The organism is Paraburkholderia sp. NMBU_R16 (assembly GCF_013282575.1).
GTDB lineage: Bacteria > Pseudomonadota > Gammaproteobacteria > Burkholderiales > Burkholderiaceae > Trinickia.
Map to the genome: position 1 here is coordinate 22,412 of NZ_JAAAYE010000053.1, position 16,416 is coordinate 38,827.

The following is a 16,416-nucleotide window of genomic DNA, read 5'->3' on the forward strand; positions in this document are numbered from 1 at the left end:
CTTTCCTTGCGGATCCGCGTCGACTGACGGCGCGCGTGCCGATATTCCGTCGTTCTCTTACCCGATGCAGAGGCTTTCATGACCGTTGCCAACGCTTTTCCGCTGCTACCAGAAGTTGCCGAATTTCTCTCCAGTGCGCCGATCGCTTCCGTGATCGGCGGGCGCGATGCACTCGCGCGCGACGGCTCCACTTTTGACACGTTCGATCCAGGCAGCGCACGCCACCTTGCACAGGTGAGCGCGCTCGGCGCCCCGGATATCGACGACGCAGTGCGTGTCGCCGCAGCCGCGTTCCCGAAGTGGTCTGCGCTCGCTGCGAGCGAGCGCGCAGTTCATCTGCATCGGCTTGCGGATGCGCTGGAAGCGCGCAAACCAATCCTTGCGCAGATAGAGGCGCTCGATGCGGGCAAACTCGTGCCCGCTGCCGAGCAGGACGTGCAGGTGTGCATCGACACACTGCGCTATTTCACCGACATGGCGCTGCACGTCACGCGCCGTACGACGCTCGCGATCTCGGGGTACGACGCATGGACCACGCGTGAGCCGTGGGGGCCATGCGGCTTCATCTTCCCGTGGAACTTCCCGATCCTGCTGATTGGCTGGGGTGTGCCGCCCGCGCTCGCAGCGGGCAATACCGTCGTTATCAAACCCGCCGAGGACACGCCACTGTCGGCTATTTATCTGGCCCGGCTCGCGCGCGAAATCGGCTTCCCTGACGGAGTCATCAACGTGGTCACCGGCCACGGCCAGACGGCAGGCGCCGCGCTCGCCGCGCATCCGCGCCTGAAGCGCTTTTCGTTCACCGGCTCGCCGGAGGTCGGCCGGCTGGTTGGCGCTGCATGCGGCGCCAACCTCACCCCGTGCAAGCTCGAACTCGGCGGCAAGGGCGCGGCGGTGGTATTCGACGACGTGGACATCGACGCAACCGCTGAGAAGCTCGCCATCGCGATTACCACGCACACAGGCCAAGTCTGCTGCGATGCGACGCGCTGGCTCGTGCATGAGCGCATCCACGACCGCTTCGCCGACGCCTGCGTAAAGCGTCTCGCCGAAGTGCGCGTCGGGTACCAGATGGATAAGGCGTCACAGATGGGCCCAGTCGTCAACGCGCGTCAACGCGCACGCGTGCTCGGCTATCTCGCGCGCGGCGAGGCAGAAGGTGCGCATGCGTTACTCGCAGGCGGAGCAGTGGACGTACCGGGCTTCGACGGTTTTTACGTAAAGCCAGCGCTCCTGGCGGGCGATCCTGCGAATGTCGCATCGCGCGAGGAAATCTTTGGACCGGTGGCGTTCCTCACACCGTTTCGCGATGAAGCGCATGCGGTCGAACTGGCTAACGCCACGGACTACGGCCTTGCCAACAGTGTCTGGAGCACGGACCTGCAACGTGCGTCGCGGGTTGCGGAAGCAATGGTAGCGGGCAATAGCTGGATCAACGCTCATAACGTGTTCCCGCACGGGGTGCCTTACGGTGGCATCAATCGGAGCGGCATGGGCGGCGGCGTGAACAGTCCCGAAACGCTGTTCGACTACTGGCGCAGCCAGTCAATGGTGCGACCACGCGCGAGTTGAGATCGAAGCGTCAGTTCTGGCTCAATAGAAAGGCACGCGTTGCGGCCACAAACCGCCCCCGGGAGACTCGATGCGTCTGGATTTGCAATCGCTGAAACTGTTCGTCGCTGTCTGCGAGCACGGCAGCATCGCTCGCGCGGCAGAGGCAGAAAACATCGCGCCCTCGGCTCTCAGCAAGCGCATGTCACATCTCGAGGACGCACTCAAAACCACCCTCTTCGTGCGCAGCAACAAAGGGCTTGAGTTGACGGCCGCGGCCGCGGCCTTGTTGCAGCACGCGCGCGTGGTACTGCGCGACATCTGCCAGATGGAGACCGAGCTGCTCGATCATGCGGAAGGCGTGCGTGGTCAGATCAGACTGAACGCCAGCCTCTCGACCATCGTCCAGTACATTGCCAACGACATCCGCGACTTCCTTGCGCTGCATCCGGGCCTGCGCATCGACCTGCAAGAGAGTCTGAGCCCCGCCGTAGTGCGGGCCGTGGCCGAAAACGCCGCGGATATCGGCGTCTTCGGCGGCACGACGGTGACCACGGGCTTGCAGGTCTTTCCCTACCGCAGCGACCGGCTGGTCGTCATCATGCCGCGCGATCATCCACTTAGCCGCGCCGACCAGGTCGCATTCCGCGACGTGGCCAGGTATCCCCTGGTGGGCCCGCAATCGGGCAGCTATCTGAACTCGCTGGTACTACGCGCGGCAGCCGACCTGGACCACCCGCTCAAGCTGTCGATCCGCGTCAACGGCTTCGAACCGGTGCGCAGCATGGTGGAATCGCGCCTCGGCATCGGGTTGGTGCCTGAGCATCATGCCGAGCGTTACGTCAGTTCGGGACCGCTCGTGGCCGTGCGACTGGACGAACCGTGGGCCGAGCGGCATTGGAAGATCTGCGTACGCGCAGCCGAGACGCTTCCCGCGCCGGTCCAGCTTTTTCTGAAACACCTGCTCGCGAGCCAGAACGCACAGCCGGCGCCCGACCGTCACGAATAGGCGAGCTTCAGGCCGGCCTGCGGCCAGGGCAGCGAGCCGAGACGCCCTGTGCCCGACAGTGTCACGTATGCCGTCTTCATGTCGGCGCCGCCGAAACAGATATTGGTCACCATGCCGTCCGGCACCATGACCTGCCGCAGCACCTCGCCTGTCGGCGCGACGACGGTGATGCAACCGGTCACCAGCGTGGCCACACAGATATTGCCTTGCGCATCCACCGCCAGGCTGTCGAAGCGTTGATACCCCGGCAAGCCGCATACAAGACGCCCGCCATGCGGAGACGGATAAGGGTGCTTGCGCGCCCGGCCCGGTGCGTCGAGATCGAACGCCCACAGGCGCGCGGTCTCGGTTTCGGCCACATAGACCACGCTGTCGTCCGGCGACAGGCCGACACCGTTGGCCGTGGTGAGCGGATAGGCCACTTCCACGATCATCGATCCATCTGCCCGGCCGTAGTAGAGGCCCGCGTGATCGCGGTCGCGCAGCCGGTTCTTGCCGAAGTCGGTGAAATAAAAACCGCCGTCATGATCGAACACGATGTCGTTGGGGCCGCTCAGCGCAAAGTCCCCGCAACGGTCGTACAGTGTTGCGAGCGTGCCGGTCTTCGGGTCGAAGCGCTCGATCCGGCCGCTGGTATAGGCCGGGTGTATGCCCGGCCTCGTGCGGTTCAGCCCGGCGATCGTACGGAACAGAAAGCCGCCGTTGTTGCAGACATAGAATGCACCGTCCGGCCCCAACGCCAGCCCGTTGGGCCCCCCGCCCACCCGCGCGAGCACATCCACCGTGCCGTCGGCCGCCACGCGGCTGATGGTCTCGCGCTCGATTTCCACGAGCACGATCGAGCCATCGGGCATCGCCACCGGCCCTTCCGGGAATTTCAGGCCTTCGGCCAGCACGCGAATGCCGCTCTCCATCGCTGGTCTCCTTTCTGCACTCAGTGCTTGTCGGCATTCTCGACGAAGCGATTGTCGTAAGTGGCCTTGAGGTCGATCGATGCTTTGGCGATGCCGGGATCGAACGCTGCCAGCACGTCGCGCACCGTGTGCGCGGCCGCGTCCGCCATCAGGCCGTCACGCGAGATGCAGCGCTGCATGTTCGCGTAGGCTCGCGCAAAGACTTCCTTGTCGGCCAGCGCGTATTGCGGCGGCACAGCGGCGGCGACCTGCGCGGGCGTGGCATGAGCCATCCAGCGTTCGGCCGCGAGAATTGCGTTCGTCACCGCTTGCACGGTATTGGGGTAGCGGGTGGCGAAGTCCCTGGTCGTATAGATAGAGGCTTCTGGGTAGTCGCCGCCGAGTGTGGCGCGGGTACCGGCCGGATCGCGCATGACGGCCAGCGGGAACAGATCGCCACTGTCTTGTAGCACGGTTGCAACCGGGTCATTGCTCATCAACGCATCGATCTGCCCGCTGCGCGCGGCGGCAATCGCGCCGGCGGACGAGCCCACGCCAATGATCGAGACATCGACCGGCTTCAGGCCAGACCTGCTCAACAGGTAGTTCACGCCCATGTGAAAGCTCGAACCGGGTGAGCTTACGCCGATGCGCATGCCCTTGAAGTCGGCATACGTTTTGACCTTGCCGTGGCTCGCGCGCGTCGTGCCAAACACCCAGCCGGGGCACGATGCCAGGGTCACGAACGATACCAGGTGCTGCCCCTTCGCCGCCATCGTGATGGTGTTGGAATAAGCACCCGCCACGATGTCGGCGCTGCCGCCCAACATCGCCTGCAACGCTTTCGCTCCACCGCTGAACACACCGATCTCGACATTGAGCCCGGCCTGTTTGAAATATCCGCGGCTTTGCGCAATCACAAACGGCAGATATGGGAAACCCACGCCCGCCGCCGCCAAGTCAATACTGCTTTTCTCAGGAACCGGCCCGGCAACGGCGGCCAACGGCTGCGCAAGCGCGAAGGCCGCGCACGTGGCCAGCAGCGGCAAGGTCAGACACTTGAGCGTTCTCACGATGATATGTCTCCTTTCGGTGTGTGGGACTGCGGCCCACGGCAATTGAGGACAAGTGAGGACATCAGCCCTGCACGACGTCCTGACGCTGCTGACCGAGGCCTTCGATGCCGAGCGTGACCACATCGCCTGGCTTCAGATAGATAGGCGGCTTCTGTCCCAGTCCGACGCCCGGCGGCGTGCCCGTGGAAATAATGTCACCCGGTTGCAGCGACATGAAGCGCGACAGATAGGCCACCAGATAGCGCACGCCATATACCATCGTGGCGGTGCTCCCGTTTTGGTAGCGATGCCCGTTCACCTCGAGCCAAAGCGGCAACGCCTGAGGGTCGCGCAACTCGTCCGCGCTCACGAGCCAAGGGCCGATCGGACCAAACGTATCGGCCGATTTGCCCTTGGTCCACTGTCCCTGGCGTTCGGCCTGGAACGCCCGCTCGGACACGTCGTTGATCACGCAGTAACCAGCAACGTGGTCCATTGCATCGCGCTCGCTCACATATTTCGCGGTCTTGCCGATGACGACGCCCAACTCGACCTCCCAATCCGTCTTGAGCGCATCGCGCGGAATCTCAATCGCGTCATTGGGGCCGACAATGGCGCTCGTCGCTTTCATGAAAACGACAGGCTCCGGCGGCACGGTCACGCCGGTCTCGGCGGCATGGTCCGAGTAATTGAGGCCAATGCAGATGAATTTGCCCGTGCCGCCGACGCATGGACCGAGGCGGACGTTGCCTTCCACCCGCGGCAACGACGCAAAATCGAGCGCTTTCAGACGAGCGAAGCTATCGGGCAGCAGAACGTCGCCGGCAATGTCGGGCACATGGCCTGAGAGGTCCCGCAGATTTCCGTCGGCATCGAGCACGCCGGGCTTTTCCTTGCCGGGTGCGCCGTAACGTAACAGCTTCATAGGTGTGCTCGCTTCAGTAGGTGGCGCGTCCGCCGGACAGGTCGAACACCGCGCCGGTAGTAAACGAATTCTCTTCGCTTGCGAGCCAGGCGATCATCGCGGCCGCTTCGTCGAGTTCGAGGAAACGCCCACGTGGAATCTTGCCGAGCATGTAGCGGATATGTTCAGGCGACTGCTCCATCGCGCCGGGCGTGCGCGCCACGGCCGGCGTGACGCAGTTGACCGCAATGTCGTGGCTCGCCAGTTCCTTACCGAGCGACTTGGTCATGGCGATGACGGCAGCCTTGGCCGAACTGTAGGCCGCGGCATTCGGATTACCCTCCTTGCCCGCCACCGATGCAAGATTGACGATGCGGCCGTAGTTCTGGCCGATCATGGTCGGCGCAACCGCACGGCAGCAATGAAAGGTCCCGTTCACGTCGATATCGATCACCTGCTTCCAGGCGTCCAGTGGATAGTCGACCAGCGCAGCATTGGGACCGACGACGGCCGCGTTATTGATCAGGATGTCGATGCGTGCAACCGATCTCAGCGTTCCCGCCACGGCGGTCTGCACGCTCGCGTAGTCGGCGATATCGGCCTGCTCGAAGTGAACGTCGTGCTCGCCGAGACCGGCACGTGCCAGCTCCATGCCGGCAGGGTTGATGTCCCAGATCACGAGCCGCGCGCCGGAGGCGAGCAGCCGGCGGCCGACTTCGAGGCCGATACCTTGGGCGCCGCCCGTCACCACGGCGACGCGGTCTTTCAGATTGATCGCATTAGTCTGCAAGATGATTTCCTCGGAAAACTATTCGATTGGGGAAAGCGCCTAGGCGCCCGCCGGGACCGTCTGCCCTGCTACCGGGCGCCAGCGCAGAAGATGGTCCTCGATCATCGACACTGCGGTATCGAGAGCGAGGGCGAACACGGTTAGCACCAGAATGCCGGCGATGACCGAGTCGATGTCGAACACGCCTTCAGCCAGCAGGATCAGGTAGCCCACCCCCTTTTCCGAGCCCAGATACTCTCCCACTACGCTGCCCACGAAGGCGATACCGATTGCGTTATGCAGGCTCGAAAATACCCAACTGGTCGCGGAAGGCAGGTAGACGTGCCGCATCAACTGACGCGGATTCGCACCCAGCATGCGGCTGTTGGACAACACCGCCGGGCTCACCTCGCGGACGCCCTGGAAGACGTTGAAGAATACGACGAAGAAAACCAGCGTCACGCCGAGCGCCACCTTGGACCAGATACCAAGGCCGAACCAAAGCGCGAAGATCGGCGCAAAGATGAGCCGCGGCATCGAATTCATGGCCTTGATGAACGGGTCGAACACGACTGCAAGGAACGGATTGAGCGCGAGCCACAGGCCGCATGCGAGTCCGGACGCCGTGCCGATCGCGAACGCCAGCATCGTTTCGAGCAGCGTGGTGTACAAATGGCGAAACACCGAACCCGTCACGAACCATTCGACGATGCGGCGAGCGACACCTAACGGGTCGCCGAAGAAGAAAGGCGACAGCCATTTCTGACTGGTGCCCAGCCACCACAGAAACAGAACGCCGAACAGAATCGCGAGCCGGGTCATCAACACCGTGAACCGGTTGGTCGGTTTAAATTCGATTATGCGCATAGCTTTTCAGAACCTCCCCCTTAAGCACGTCCCAGATCTGGGTGTGAAGTTGCAGGAAACGCTGCGTCATGCGGATTTCCGACATCTCGCGCGGGCGTTCGAGGTCGATGTCGAACTCGGCGATAGGCCGCGTGGCGGGCCCAGCCGACAGGACGATCACGCGGTCCGACAGCGAAATGGCCTCTTCAAGATCGTGAGTCACGAACATCACGGATTTACGGTCGAACGACCACAACCGAAGCAGCTCGTTCTCCATCAGGTGCCGGGTCTGGATGTCCAGCGCGCTGAACGGCTCGTCCATCAGGATGATGCGGGGATTGAGCGCCAGCGCTTGCGCGAGACCCGCACGCTTGCGCATGCCGCCCGACATCTGGTGCGGATACTTCTTGCCATGGCCGTGCAGACCCACTCGCTCCAGCCAGTCGCGCGCGACGGCCAAGGCCTCTTCTCGCGGCGTGCCGTGGAAGATCAGGCCCATCGCGATGTTCTCCTCGGCCGTCTTCCATGGCATCAGTGCGTCGACCTGGAACAGATAGGCGGCCTGCCGGTTCAGCCCATTGACGAGCTTCTCGCCGAACACACTAAGCGCCCCCGACGACGGGCGGGTCAGTCCCGCGGCCACGTTAAGCAGCGTCGACTTGCCGCAGCCGGTGGGTCCGACGATCGAGACGAACTCTCCGTCGCGAATCGTCAGGTTGCCGCCCGAGATGGCGGTGTAGGGCTGTGCGCTCTTGCCGTTGCCGGCGAAGGTGCATGTCACGTTGTCGAAGCAAAGCGCTTCGCGCGCTCTGGCCTCGCCACTCGCGAACGGAACACTGCAGGCTGCGGTGCTCATGGCTGGATCTCCGCGGCCTTCCTGACGAACCGGTTGTCGTAGGTCGAGGAGAGGTCGATGTGGGCCGAAGCAACTGTCGGGTCGAAGGCTGCCAGCACATCACGCACGGTTTGGGCGCCCTTGGGAGTGATCTCTCCGTTCTGCGAGATACAGCGCCGGCTGTTCGTGAAAGCCTCCGCGTAGAGCGCCTTGTTGGCCGACAGATATTCGGGCGGCACATTGTCCGCGACTTGTTGCGGAGTCGCTTTCGCAATCCACTTCTCCGCACGCACAATCGCATTGGCCACGGCCTGCACGGTCTTGGGGTTCGCGTTGACGAAATCCTGCGTCGTGAACAGGCTCGATTCAGGATAATCCGAGCCGAACACCTTGACGTTGCCCTCGGCCGTGCGCATGTTCTCCAGCGGCTTGAGGCTGCCTTCTTGGGTCAGGACCGTGGCGCTCGGGTCATTGACGATCAGCGCATCGATCTGGCCGGCCCGCACAGCCGCGACCGCCCCGGCCGCTTGCCCCACGCCGATGATCGACACGTCCGAAGGCTGCAGCCCTGCCTTGTGGAGAATGTAGTTGACCGCCATGTGCGTGCTCGAACCCGGCGCACTCACCCCGATCCGCATGCCTTTGAGTTCTTTGGCCGATTTCACCTCGCCCTCTCGCTTTTTCGACACGCCGAAAATCCAGCCCGGACAGATGACCTGCGCCGCCACCACGACTAGATGCTGGCCCTTGGCTGCCATCGTGATCGTGTTCGAATAGGCGCCCGCGACCATGTCGGAGCTGCCGCCCAGCAGGGCCTCCAGCGTCTTGGAGCCGCCGGAGAAGGCAGCGATGGTGACGTCTAGTCCTTCGTCCTTGAAGTAGCCACGCTGCTTGGCGATGAGCATGGGTAGATAGGTGATGCCGACCGAGGCTGCTGCGATGTGCAATTGGGGCTTTTCGGGCACATCCCTGGCCACGGCCGCGACCGAACCGCAGGCGAGCCCGAACGCTGCGCACAGCGAAATAACGAGTTTCAGCTTCATGATTGTCTCCTCCCTTTCTGGGATTTTCTCGTGCCACGAACCGCGGGACGGAACAGGGTCCTCGTGCCCGTCATTGCTGCGATACGGGGTGGTGTCCGAGTGAAGCGATACGCGCTACCCCGGCTGCTTACGCAGCATCTCGACCACAGCATCGCCCATGTCACGTGTGCCGACGCTGCGCGTGCCTTCCTGGTGGATGTCGGCGGTCCGGTAGCCCGCAGCCAGCACCGCACGCACGGCTCGCTCGACGCGGCTCGCAGCATCTTCCATTTCGAAGCTTTCGCGCAGCATCATCGCAAGGGACAGGATGGCGGCGAGTGGGTTGGCCATGTCCTTGCCGGCGATGTCCGGAGCCGAACCGTGCACCGGCTCGTACAGACCCTTGCGGCCGGAGCCGAGCGAGGCGGAAGGCAGCATGCCGATCGACCCGGTCAGCATGGCCGCCGCATCCGAGAGAATGTCCCCGAACAGGTTGCCGGTGACGATCACGTCGAACTGTTTCGGCCGGCGCATCAGCATCATCGCGGCAGCGTCCACGAACAGATGGCTCAGTTCGACGTCCGGATAATCGCGCCCGACGCGCGTGACTACCTCGCGCCACACCTGGCTCGCCTCCAGCACGTTGGCCTTGTCCACGGAACACAGTTTGCGGTGACGGCGGCGCGCGGCCCGGAACGCAGCGTGCGCGACACGCTCGACCTCGGACTCCGCATAACGCATCGTGTTGAAGCCCACCCGCTCGCCCGCCTGGTTAGTCTCGAACCCGCGCGGCTCGCCAAAATAGGCGTCGCCGTTCAACTCACGCACGATGACCAGGTCCAGCCCGTCCACCACTTCTGCACGCAGGGTCGACGCGCCGATCAGTTCGGGGAACATGTAGGCCGGACGGAAGTTGGCATAAAGCGTGAGCGCCTGACGCAACTGCAGCAGCCCGGTTCCCGGCCGGCGGGCCCGCGGGATCCCGGCTTCGTCGGCCACGCCGACCGCGCCGAACAGGATTGCGTCGGCCTTGCGCGCGAGCTCGAGCGTCGGCTCCGGCAACGGTACTCCGTGCGCCTCGATGCCGGCCTCGCCGATGGCCGCCTCCTGCGTCTCGGCATGGGGTGCCACGACCCGCAGGACCTTGAGAGCCTGGGCCAGTACTTCCGGACCGATACCATCGCCTGGCATGACTGCAATCTTCATCTGAACATCTCCTTTTGTTCTCGGGAAAAGCGCTTTAAGAGGTCTCTGCGCGGCTGCGCTCGAATGCGTCGATGCGGTCCTGTTGCGACAGCGTGTAGTCGATTTCGTCCATGCCGCGCAGCAGGCACGCTTTGGCGAAGGGCTCCATGTCGAAAGCATGGATAGAGCCGTCCGGCAAAGTCACGATTTGTGCGGGCAGGTCGACGGCAATGCGACCGCCGGGGCTGGCCGACAAGGTGTCCAGCAGAGGCAACACCACGGCCTCCGGCAACACGATGGGCAGCAGCCCGTTCTTCAGACAGTTGATGAAGAAGATGTCACCGAAGCTCGGCGCAATCGCCGCGCGAATGCCGTAGTCGTATAGCGCCCATACCGCGTGCTCCCGCGAGGATCCACATCCGAAGTTGTGGTTCGCCACGACGATGCGCGAGTCGCGGTAAGCCGCCCGGTTGAGGACGAAGTCGGGCTGTTCCGCGCCATCCGGGCCAAAGCGCAACGACCGGAACAGGAAATTGCCGAAATTGTCGGACCGCGGTTTTTGCAAGAAGCGAGCTGGCAGGATCTGATCGGTATCGCAGTTGATTGCGACGATCGGGACGGCCGCCGCGTCGAGGTAGGTCAGGCTTTCCATGTTCACGCTCCCAGCAGACGGCGCACGTCGGTCAGACGCCCCGTCACGGCGGCGGCCGCTGCCATGGCCGGACTCATCAGATGCGTGCGCACGCCGGGGCCCTGGCGGTCTATGAAATTGCGATTCGACGTGGACGCGCAGCGCTGCCCTGGCGCGGCCGTGTCGCCGTTGGTCGCGAGGCACATGGAGCAGCCGGGAAAGCGCCATTCGAACCCGGCCTGTATGAACACACGATCGAGCCCTTCCGCTTCGGCCTGCGCGCGGACCTCATGAGAGCCTGGGACGACCCACGCCTCGACGCCCGGCGCGATGCGTCGGCCGCGCGCGACTTCTGCCGCGCTGCGCATGTCCTCGATGCGGCCGTTCGTGCATGAGCCGATGAATACCCTGTCGATTGCCACGCCCTCGAGCGCTTCGTGCGCACGCAATCCCATGTAGTCGAGCGCGTGCGCCATCGCGGCGCGAACATCGGGGTCGACCTGCCGGGCGGGATCGGGCACACGGTCGTCGATGCCGCAGGCATACCCGGGCGTGGTCCCCCACGTCACCATGGGCGCGATCGCGGCCACGTCTATATGCACTTCTCGGTCGAACGTCGCGCCGGCATCGGTCGATAGCGTGCGCCAGTACACCATCGCGCGGTCCCGCTCGTCGTCCACGGGCGCGTAAGGTCGCCCCGCCAGATACGCGACGGTGATTCCGTCGGGGGCGATCATGCCGGCGCGTCCGCCTGCCTCGATGGTCATATTGCACAGCGTCAGCCGGCCTTCCATCGACATGCCCTTGATCGCGGAGCCGGCGTATTCGATAACGTGGCCTGCCGCGCCGGCGACGCCGATCCGTGCAATTACCGCGAGAATCAGATCTTTTGCGCTAACGCCCGCGCCCGGGATGCCGTCGAGCGTGACGCGCATGTTTTTCGATTTGCGCTGCCACAGACATTGCGTTGCGAGCACGTGGGCCACTTCGGTTGCTCCGATACCGAACGCGAGCGCCCCTACTGCGCCGTGCGTCGACGTGTGGCTGTCCGCGCAGACAATGGCCATGCCTGGCAGGCTCAGGCCCTGCTCCGGTCCGACTACATGGACGATGCCGCGCCGCCGGTCTTCCATGCCGAAGAGCGTGATGCGCGATTCCGCCGAGTCTCTTTGCAGCGCCTCGATCATCGCGCGCCGTTCGGGATCGCGCACCGCTGCGAGATCATTTGCAGCGCTGGATACGTAATGATCGGCCGTGCCGAAAATGCGCTCGGGCGAACGCGGCTTGAGCCCTCGCTCGCGCAACAGATCGAACGACTGCGCGGTGACGTCGTGAATGAAATGCCGGTCGATGAACAACAGATCCTGTCCGTCGTCGCGCGACATGACCCGGTGACTGTCCCAGATCTTGTCATAGAGAGTACGCGGGCCGGCCGCTCCCTGGTCGAGTTGCATCGCTTCGTCTCGCTCCATCAGTGTGTCGACTGCGGCAACCGCAGCCATGCGGTTTGCAGTCGATCGGTGTGCAACCATGATGCACGAGGCGAGCGGGCTTGTTCGTGGTGTTTTGGAAAGGCACCATCGCCGATCGCGATGACGAACTCACTTCGCGATCGAGGCAGCCCGGTAAGCGATAGCGTTGCGCGCATGTCGGCTCGCGCGCGGCGGCTTGTCCTGAATGAGCATGCCGCCGTCATGCACTGCCCGGGCGGCGCGACGCACTCAGCCCTGCGAGAACTGCTTGCCGACGAATGCGATATGCGCATGCATGGCCCGGAACGCTGCATCGGGACGGTGTGCTCGGATAGCGCGAAAGATCGCAGTGTGCTGCTCGAGCCGCATCAATGCGAGATCGTTCGCATCGAGCGGAATGTTCGACGCTTCGTACGTGTTGTTGGTGATGTGTTCGCGCAGCAGCGTGATAACGCTGCTGTAGAAATGACTGAGCATCAGGTTGTGCGATGCGATCGCCAGCACTGCATGAAACTCGGTATCCGCTTGTGCCTCCGCATCGACATCGTGGTTATGCACCGCGTCATGCATGCGCTCGAGAATCGAGCCCATGTCGTTCAGTTCATCCGGCGTTGCGCGTTGCGCGGCGAAGCGCGCGGCGGCGCACTCGAACACGAGACGAAACTCGAGTGTGTCCTCACGCGCCGGCGGACTTTCCGCGATAAGCGGCAGCCATGGCGCGCCCAGCCGTGCCGGTTGCTGATCGCTGACGAACAGCCCGCTGCCGCGCCGGGTTTCCAGCAAACCGCGCGCGGCGAGACGCTGGATCGCCTCCCGCACGGTCGCGCGCGAGGTGACGAACTCCGCCGCAAGTTCGCGCTCCGAGGGCAGGCGCGTTTCGCCTCGCCACTTGGCCCGGAGGATGCGGGCTTCCAGTTCCTTGACGACGCGCGAGAGCGCGTTTCGCGCAGTGCCCGACAGTGCCATGACATCTCTCCAAATCGCTCGCTGGTCAGACCAATTTCCAGATCGTCCGCGATTATTTCATCATCGCGACTCCCGACACCTGTGCCGACCGGCGCCCCATAAAAGCTATTCGTTCGAACATGGAGGACGATTATGACCCCGCTTTCACGCGCGCTCAAACTGCACGCCACCGACGACGTCGCAATCGCGCGCAATGCAATCACCCAGGGCACGACGCTCGATGAATTCGATGGACTCGTCGCGCTCGGCAACATTCCCGCCGCACACAAGATCGCGTTGCGCCCGATCGCGCAAGGCGAAGCACTGCGCCGCTATGGGCAGATCATCGGCTTCGCCACGCAGGCCATTGCACCGGGAGAGCACGTCCATACGCACAACGTGTCGATCGGCGCGTTCGATCGCGACTACGCGTTCAGCAGCGACGTAAAGCCGGTCGGCGAGGCCTCACAGCCGTTGACGTTCCAGGGCTTTCTGCGCGCCGACGGCCGCGTTGCCACGCGCAACTACATTGGCGTGGTCAGCACGGTCAACTGCTCCGCCACCGTCAGCAAACGCGTCGCGCAACATTTCGCCGCGCACGGCGCGCTCGATGCCTATCCGAACGTCGACGGCATCGTGCCGATCACACACAGCTTCGGGTGCTGCATCGATCACAACGGCGAAGGCATCCAGCAGTTGCGCCGTACGATTGGCGGCTACGTGAAGCATGCGAATTTCGCAGGCGTGCTGGTGATCGGACTGGGGTGCGAAGCGAACCAGATGGGCGCGCTGTTCGTCGCGGAGAACGTGCGAAGCGGTCCGATGATCGTGCCGCTCGTCATGCAGGAACTCGGCGGCACGCAGAAGACCATCGATGCTGCGATTGCCGCGATCAACGCGATGCTGCCGCAGGCTAACCGCGTCGAACGCGAACCGCTGCCGGTCTCGCACCTGAACGTGGCGTTGCAATGCGGCGGCTCCGACGGCTATTCGGGCATTACCGCGAACCCCGCGCTCGGCGCGGCCGTCGACCTGCTGGTGCAGCATGGCGGCACCGCCATCCTCAGCGAAACGCCTGAAATCTACGGCGCTGAACATCTGTTGACGCGGCGGGCGATTTCGCGCGAAGTCGGCGAGAAGATCGTCGAGCGGATTCACTGGTGGGAAGATTACGCAGAGCGTGAGAAAGGCAGCATCGACAACAATCCGACTCCGGGCAATAAAACGGGCGGCCTCACGACGATTCTCGAAAAATCGCTCGGCGCGGTGGCAAAGAGCGGCTCCACGCCGTTGATGGGCGTGTATCGGTATGCCGAACCGGTCGATACACATGGCCTCGTTTTCATGGATGCGCCCGGCTACGATCCGATGGGCGCAACCGGTCAGATCGCGGGCGGCGCGAATCTCGTGGTGTTCACCACTGGCCGCGGTTCGTGTTTCGGCGCGAAACCCGCCCCGTCGATCAAGCTCGCCACCAATACCGGCATGTTCAATCGCATGCGCGACGACATGGACATCAATTGCGGCGACATCATGGAAGGCAGCGTGACCGTGCAGCAGAAAGGCGAGGAAATTTTCCACGCAATCCTGCGGGTGGCCTCGGGTGAAAAGAGCCGCAGCGAAGCCCTGGGTGTCGGCGACGATGAGTTCGTGCCATGGATGATCGGCGCGCAGATGTGAGCGGCGCTGCCGGCGGCGACCGCGCAACAAGCGCGCCGTTTGATCCGGCGCCCGTCTGCGAGCAGGCAGCGCGGCGTGGTCTCATTCGACGCGCGCGGCCGCCGTCATCGGATCAGCAACTGGAACGGCGCGGAGTCGTGTAAGGTCGAGGACGCAATACGCGGCAAACCACCAGATGAGCGTCGCGCGTATCGGCAAGAACATGCGCTTTCACCGCGTCGAGGATCACTTCGATTCGTCCTCGCACGCCGCTCGCCGTTTCGGGCTTCTTGAGCCAAATGGGTTGGAGAACGCGCACGACCATCGGCGTGTCAAAGTCGCGCACATCGACCTTGCCGATAATCGGATAGGCGTAGGTAGCGAGCGTGTTCTCCCACTTCTGGGCGTGCTTCTTGTTTTTCCATTCCACCGGGAGCGCCGTTCGCCGATTTCTGCAAAGACAGCCCACCACCGTCGGTGGTAATAGCCCGGCGCGATCTCCCGCGAGATGCGCAAAGCATTGAGGCGATGAAGTTGTTTGGAGCCCATGGCCTACCCACAAATCTACCCACAAACCATGCTGCGATTATGTGGGTAGCCCTGGGAGGCGGCAAGAACATCAAGACCAAGAAAACGCCCGCCAAATAAGGCTGAGCGAGGTTTCCTGAGAATCGGCGAGACCGCCTGAGAAGCTTGACTGGCGGAGAGAGGGGGATTCGAAAAATGTTAATGAAATCAAGGCAGCATTGCCTTGTCCCGTGCTCCTGTTTCGCCCCGGTGGACAAGTTCCGTTGTCCACCCGGGGGACACGTGCAGGGAAGTCTAGCACCGTTAGCTCGCCTCAGTTGTTATCCCACTCCTCGGTGCTGTCGTAGCGATTCTCCGGCTTCGCGGCTTCCTCGTCACTTTCAACCTGCGCGCGGTCCTCCGCTTCCATCTCCGCCTTCGTCAATAACCGGTTCGCCTCGTTACGCGTCTTTGCGACTGCATCAAGCAATGCGCTATGAGACAGCACATAGCGCTCCAATAACTCCCGCACTACTTCTGACGTGTTTTTCTTCGTCACGAACTGGAGCACTTCAAGCTGATCCAGCAGCGTGACGGGAACCCTCACGTGCATCATTCGCGTGTCGCCCCCCTTTGGCCGCCCCCTCGTCGCCATTTCTGATACTCCTATCTCAACAATTTTGGACAGTGTATCAGGCCACCGGGACGCCGTCCAGGCCGCACACGAGGGTTTACACCTACGTCAACTTTGTTTTCTTGCGATACAAATCTCATGTATAGTTCGCTCTGCGATGTTTAGGAGAACCTCCCGGCACGGCGACCGGACCAGAGGGACGGGGCAACGGCTCCTGACAGGTCCGGCGGCACGGAGAGGCTACCTAGAGCCAGCCACGATAACAGCGAAGCTAGGGTGTCGCGGAGGGAAACCAATGCGAAGCCGGAATACAGCTAGTCGTAGCATACCCGGCACGAATCGACGGTAGCGCAGTGCATGAGGAGCGCAAGCTGCGTATTCCAGGCCAAAGCGAACGCGGATTCCAGAGCAAACCGAACGCGGTTTCCACGGCAAAGCGAACGCTGATTCCACGGCAAACCGAACGCATATTCCACGCGTAAGCGAACGATAGGAAGGA

Annotated in this window: 15 protein-coding genes and 1 pseudogene; 3 read left to right on the forward strand and 13 right to left on the reverse strand. The window is 63.2% G+C overall.

Translation table 11 applies throughout. The features are described 5' to 3' along the window. Positions 1-78: 78 nt before the first annotated feature. Positions 79-1,572 carry an aldehyde dehydrogenase gene (locus GWC77_RS22210; RefSeq protein ID WP_173260346.1) on the forward strand — a complete coding sequence of 498 codons (1,494 nt, stop codon included), beginning with the start codon at positions 79-81 and terminating at the stop codon, positions 1,570-1,572. A gap of 70 nt (positions 1,573-1,642) precedes the next feature. Then, positions 1,643-2,560, forward strand: coding sequence for a LysR family transcriptional regulator (locus tag GWC77_RS22215; protein WP_173260348.1), 918 nt, complete (start codon positions 1,643-1,645; stop codon positions 2,558-2,560). Here GWC77_RS22215 and GWC77_RS22220 read toward each other — a convergent pair. The 11 genes from GWC77_RS22220 to GWC77_RS22270 form a co-directional block, all read right to left on the reverse strand. Then, a complete protein-coding gene (locus tag GWC77_RS22220; RefSeq protein WP_173260349.1) occupies positions 2,551-3,474 on the reverse strand; it encodes an SMP-30/gluconolactonase/LRE family protein in 924 nt (307 codons plus the stop codon). The two genes, GWC77_RS22215 and GWC77_RS22220, sit on opposite strands and share 10 nt — an antisense overlap. Positions 3,475-3,494: 20 nt before the next feature. After that, positions 3,495-4,526, reverse strand: a complete 1,032-nt coding sequence (locus GWC77_RS22225) for an ABC transporter substrate-binding protein (RefSeq protein WP_173260352.1) — start codon at positions 4,524-4,526, stop codon at positions 3,495-3,497. A gap of 64 nt (positions 4,527-4,590) precedes the next feature. Further along, positions 4,591-5,433 (reverse strand): fumarylacetoacetate hydrolase family protein, encoded by an 843-nt coding sequence (locus tag GWC77_RS22230; protein ID WP_173260354.1) that lies wholly within the window; start codon positions 5,431-5,433, stop codon positions 4,591-4,593. Positions 5,434-5,446: 13 nt separating this feature from the next. Continuing rightward, on the reverse strand, positions 5,447-6,202 hold the full coding sequence (locus GWC77_RS22235) for an SDR family NAD(P)-dependent oxidoreductase (RefSeq protein WP_173260356.1): 756 nt from the start codon (positions 6,200-6,202) through the stop codon (positions 5,447-5,449). Between the two features lie 39 nt (positions 6,203-6,241). Next, positions 6,242-7,048: an ABC transporter permease gene (locus GWC77_RS22240; RefSeq protein ID WP_173260358.1), complete on the reverse strand. Its 807-nt coding sequence runs from the start codon at positions 7,046-7,048 to the stop codon at positions 6,242-6,244. After that, complete coding sequence (locus GWC77_RS22245) at positions 7,029-7,883, reverse strand: ABC transporter ATP-binding protein (protein WP_173260360.1); 855 nt, start codon at positions 7,881-7,883, stop codon at positions 7,029-7,031. The genes GWC77_RS22240 and GWC77_RS22245 overlap by 20 nt, the downstream gene beginning before the upstream one ends. Next, a complete protein-coding gene (locus GWC77_RS22250) occupies positions 7,880-8,905 on the reverse strand; it encodes an ABC transporter substrate-binding protein (protein WP_173260362.1) in 1,026 nt (341 codons plus the stop codon). Before GWC77_RS22250 ends, GWC77_RS22245 begins: the two co-directional genes overlap by 4 nt. A gap of 114 nt (positions 8,906-9,019) precedes the next feature. Next, positions 9,020-10,090, reverse strand: coding sequence for a 3-isopropylmalate dehydrogenase (leuB, locus tag GWC77_RS22255; protein WP_173260364.1), 1,071 nt, complete (start codon positions 10,088-10,090; stop codon positions 9,020-9,022). A gap of 34 nt (positions 10,091-10,124) precedes the next feature. After that, on the reverse strand, positions 10,125-10,721 hold the full coding sequence (leuD, locus tag GWC77_RS22260) for a 3-isopropylmalate dehydratase small subunit (protein ID WP_173260366.1): 597 nt from the start codon (positions 10,719-10,721) through the stop codon (positions 10,125-10,127). A gap of 2 nt (positions 10,722-10,723) precedes the next feature. After that, positions 10,724-12,154: a 3-isopropylmalate dehydratase large subunit gene (gene leuC, locus GWC77_RS22265; protein ID WP_173260378.1), complete on the reverse strand. Its 1,431-nt coding sequence runs from the start codon at positions 12,152-12,154 to the stop codon at positions 10,724-10,726. A 267-nt stretch (positions 12,155-12,421) separates the two neighbouring features. Next, positions 12,422-13,138, reverse strand: a complete 717-nt coding sequence (locus tag GWC77_RS22270; RefSeq protein ID WP_173260368.1) for a FadR/GntR family transcriptional regulator — start codon at positions 13,136-13,138, stop codon at positions 12,422-12,424. 132 nt (positions 13,139-13,270) lie between these two features. On the opposite strand from GWC77_RS22270, the gene GWC77_RS22275 reads away from it, so the two are divergent. Continuing rightward, entirely contained in the window at positions 13,271-14,797 is a 1,527-nt protein-coding gene (locus GWC77_RS22275) for a UxaA family hydrolase (RefSeq protein WP_173260370.1), read from the forward strand. Positions 14,798-15,011: 214 nt separating this feature from the next. On the opposite strand, the pseudogene GWC77_RS22280 reads toward GWC77_RS22275, so the two are convergent. Both GWC77_RS22280 and GWC77_RS22285 read right to left on the reverse strand, forming a co-directional pair. Further along, positions 15,012-15,200: pseudogene (locus GWC77_RS22280) on the reverse strand (integrase); the annotation flags it as partial. Between the two features lie 417 nt (positions 15,201-15,617). Further along, positions 15,618-15,938, reverse strand: a complete 321-nt coding sequence (locus tag GWC77_RS22285) for a hypothetical protein (RefSeq protein ID WP_173260372.1) — start codon at positions 15,936-15,938, stop codon at positions 15,618-15,620. Between the last annotated feature and the right edge of the window lie 478 nt (positions 15,939-16,416).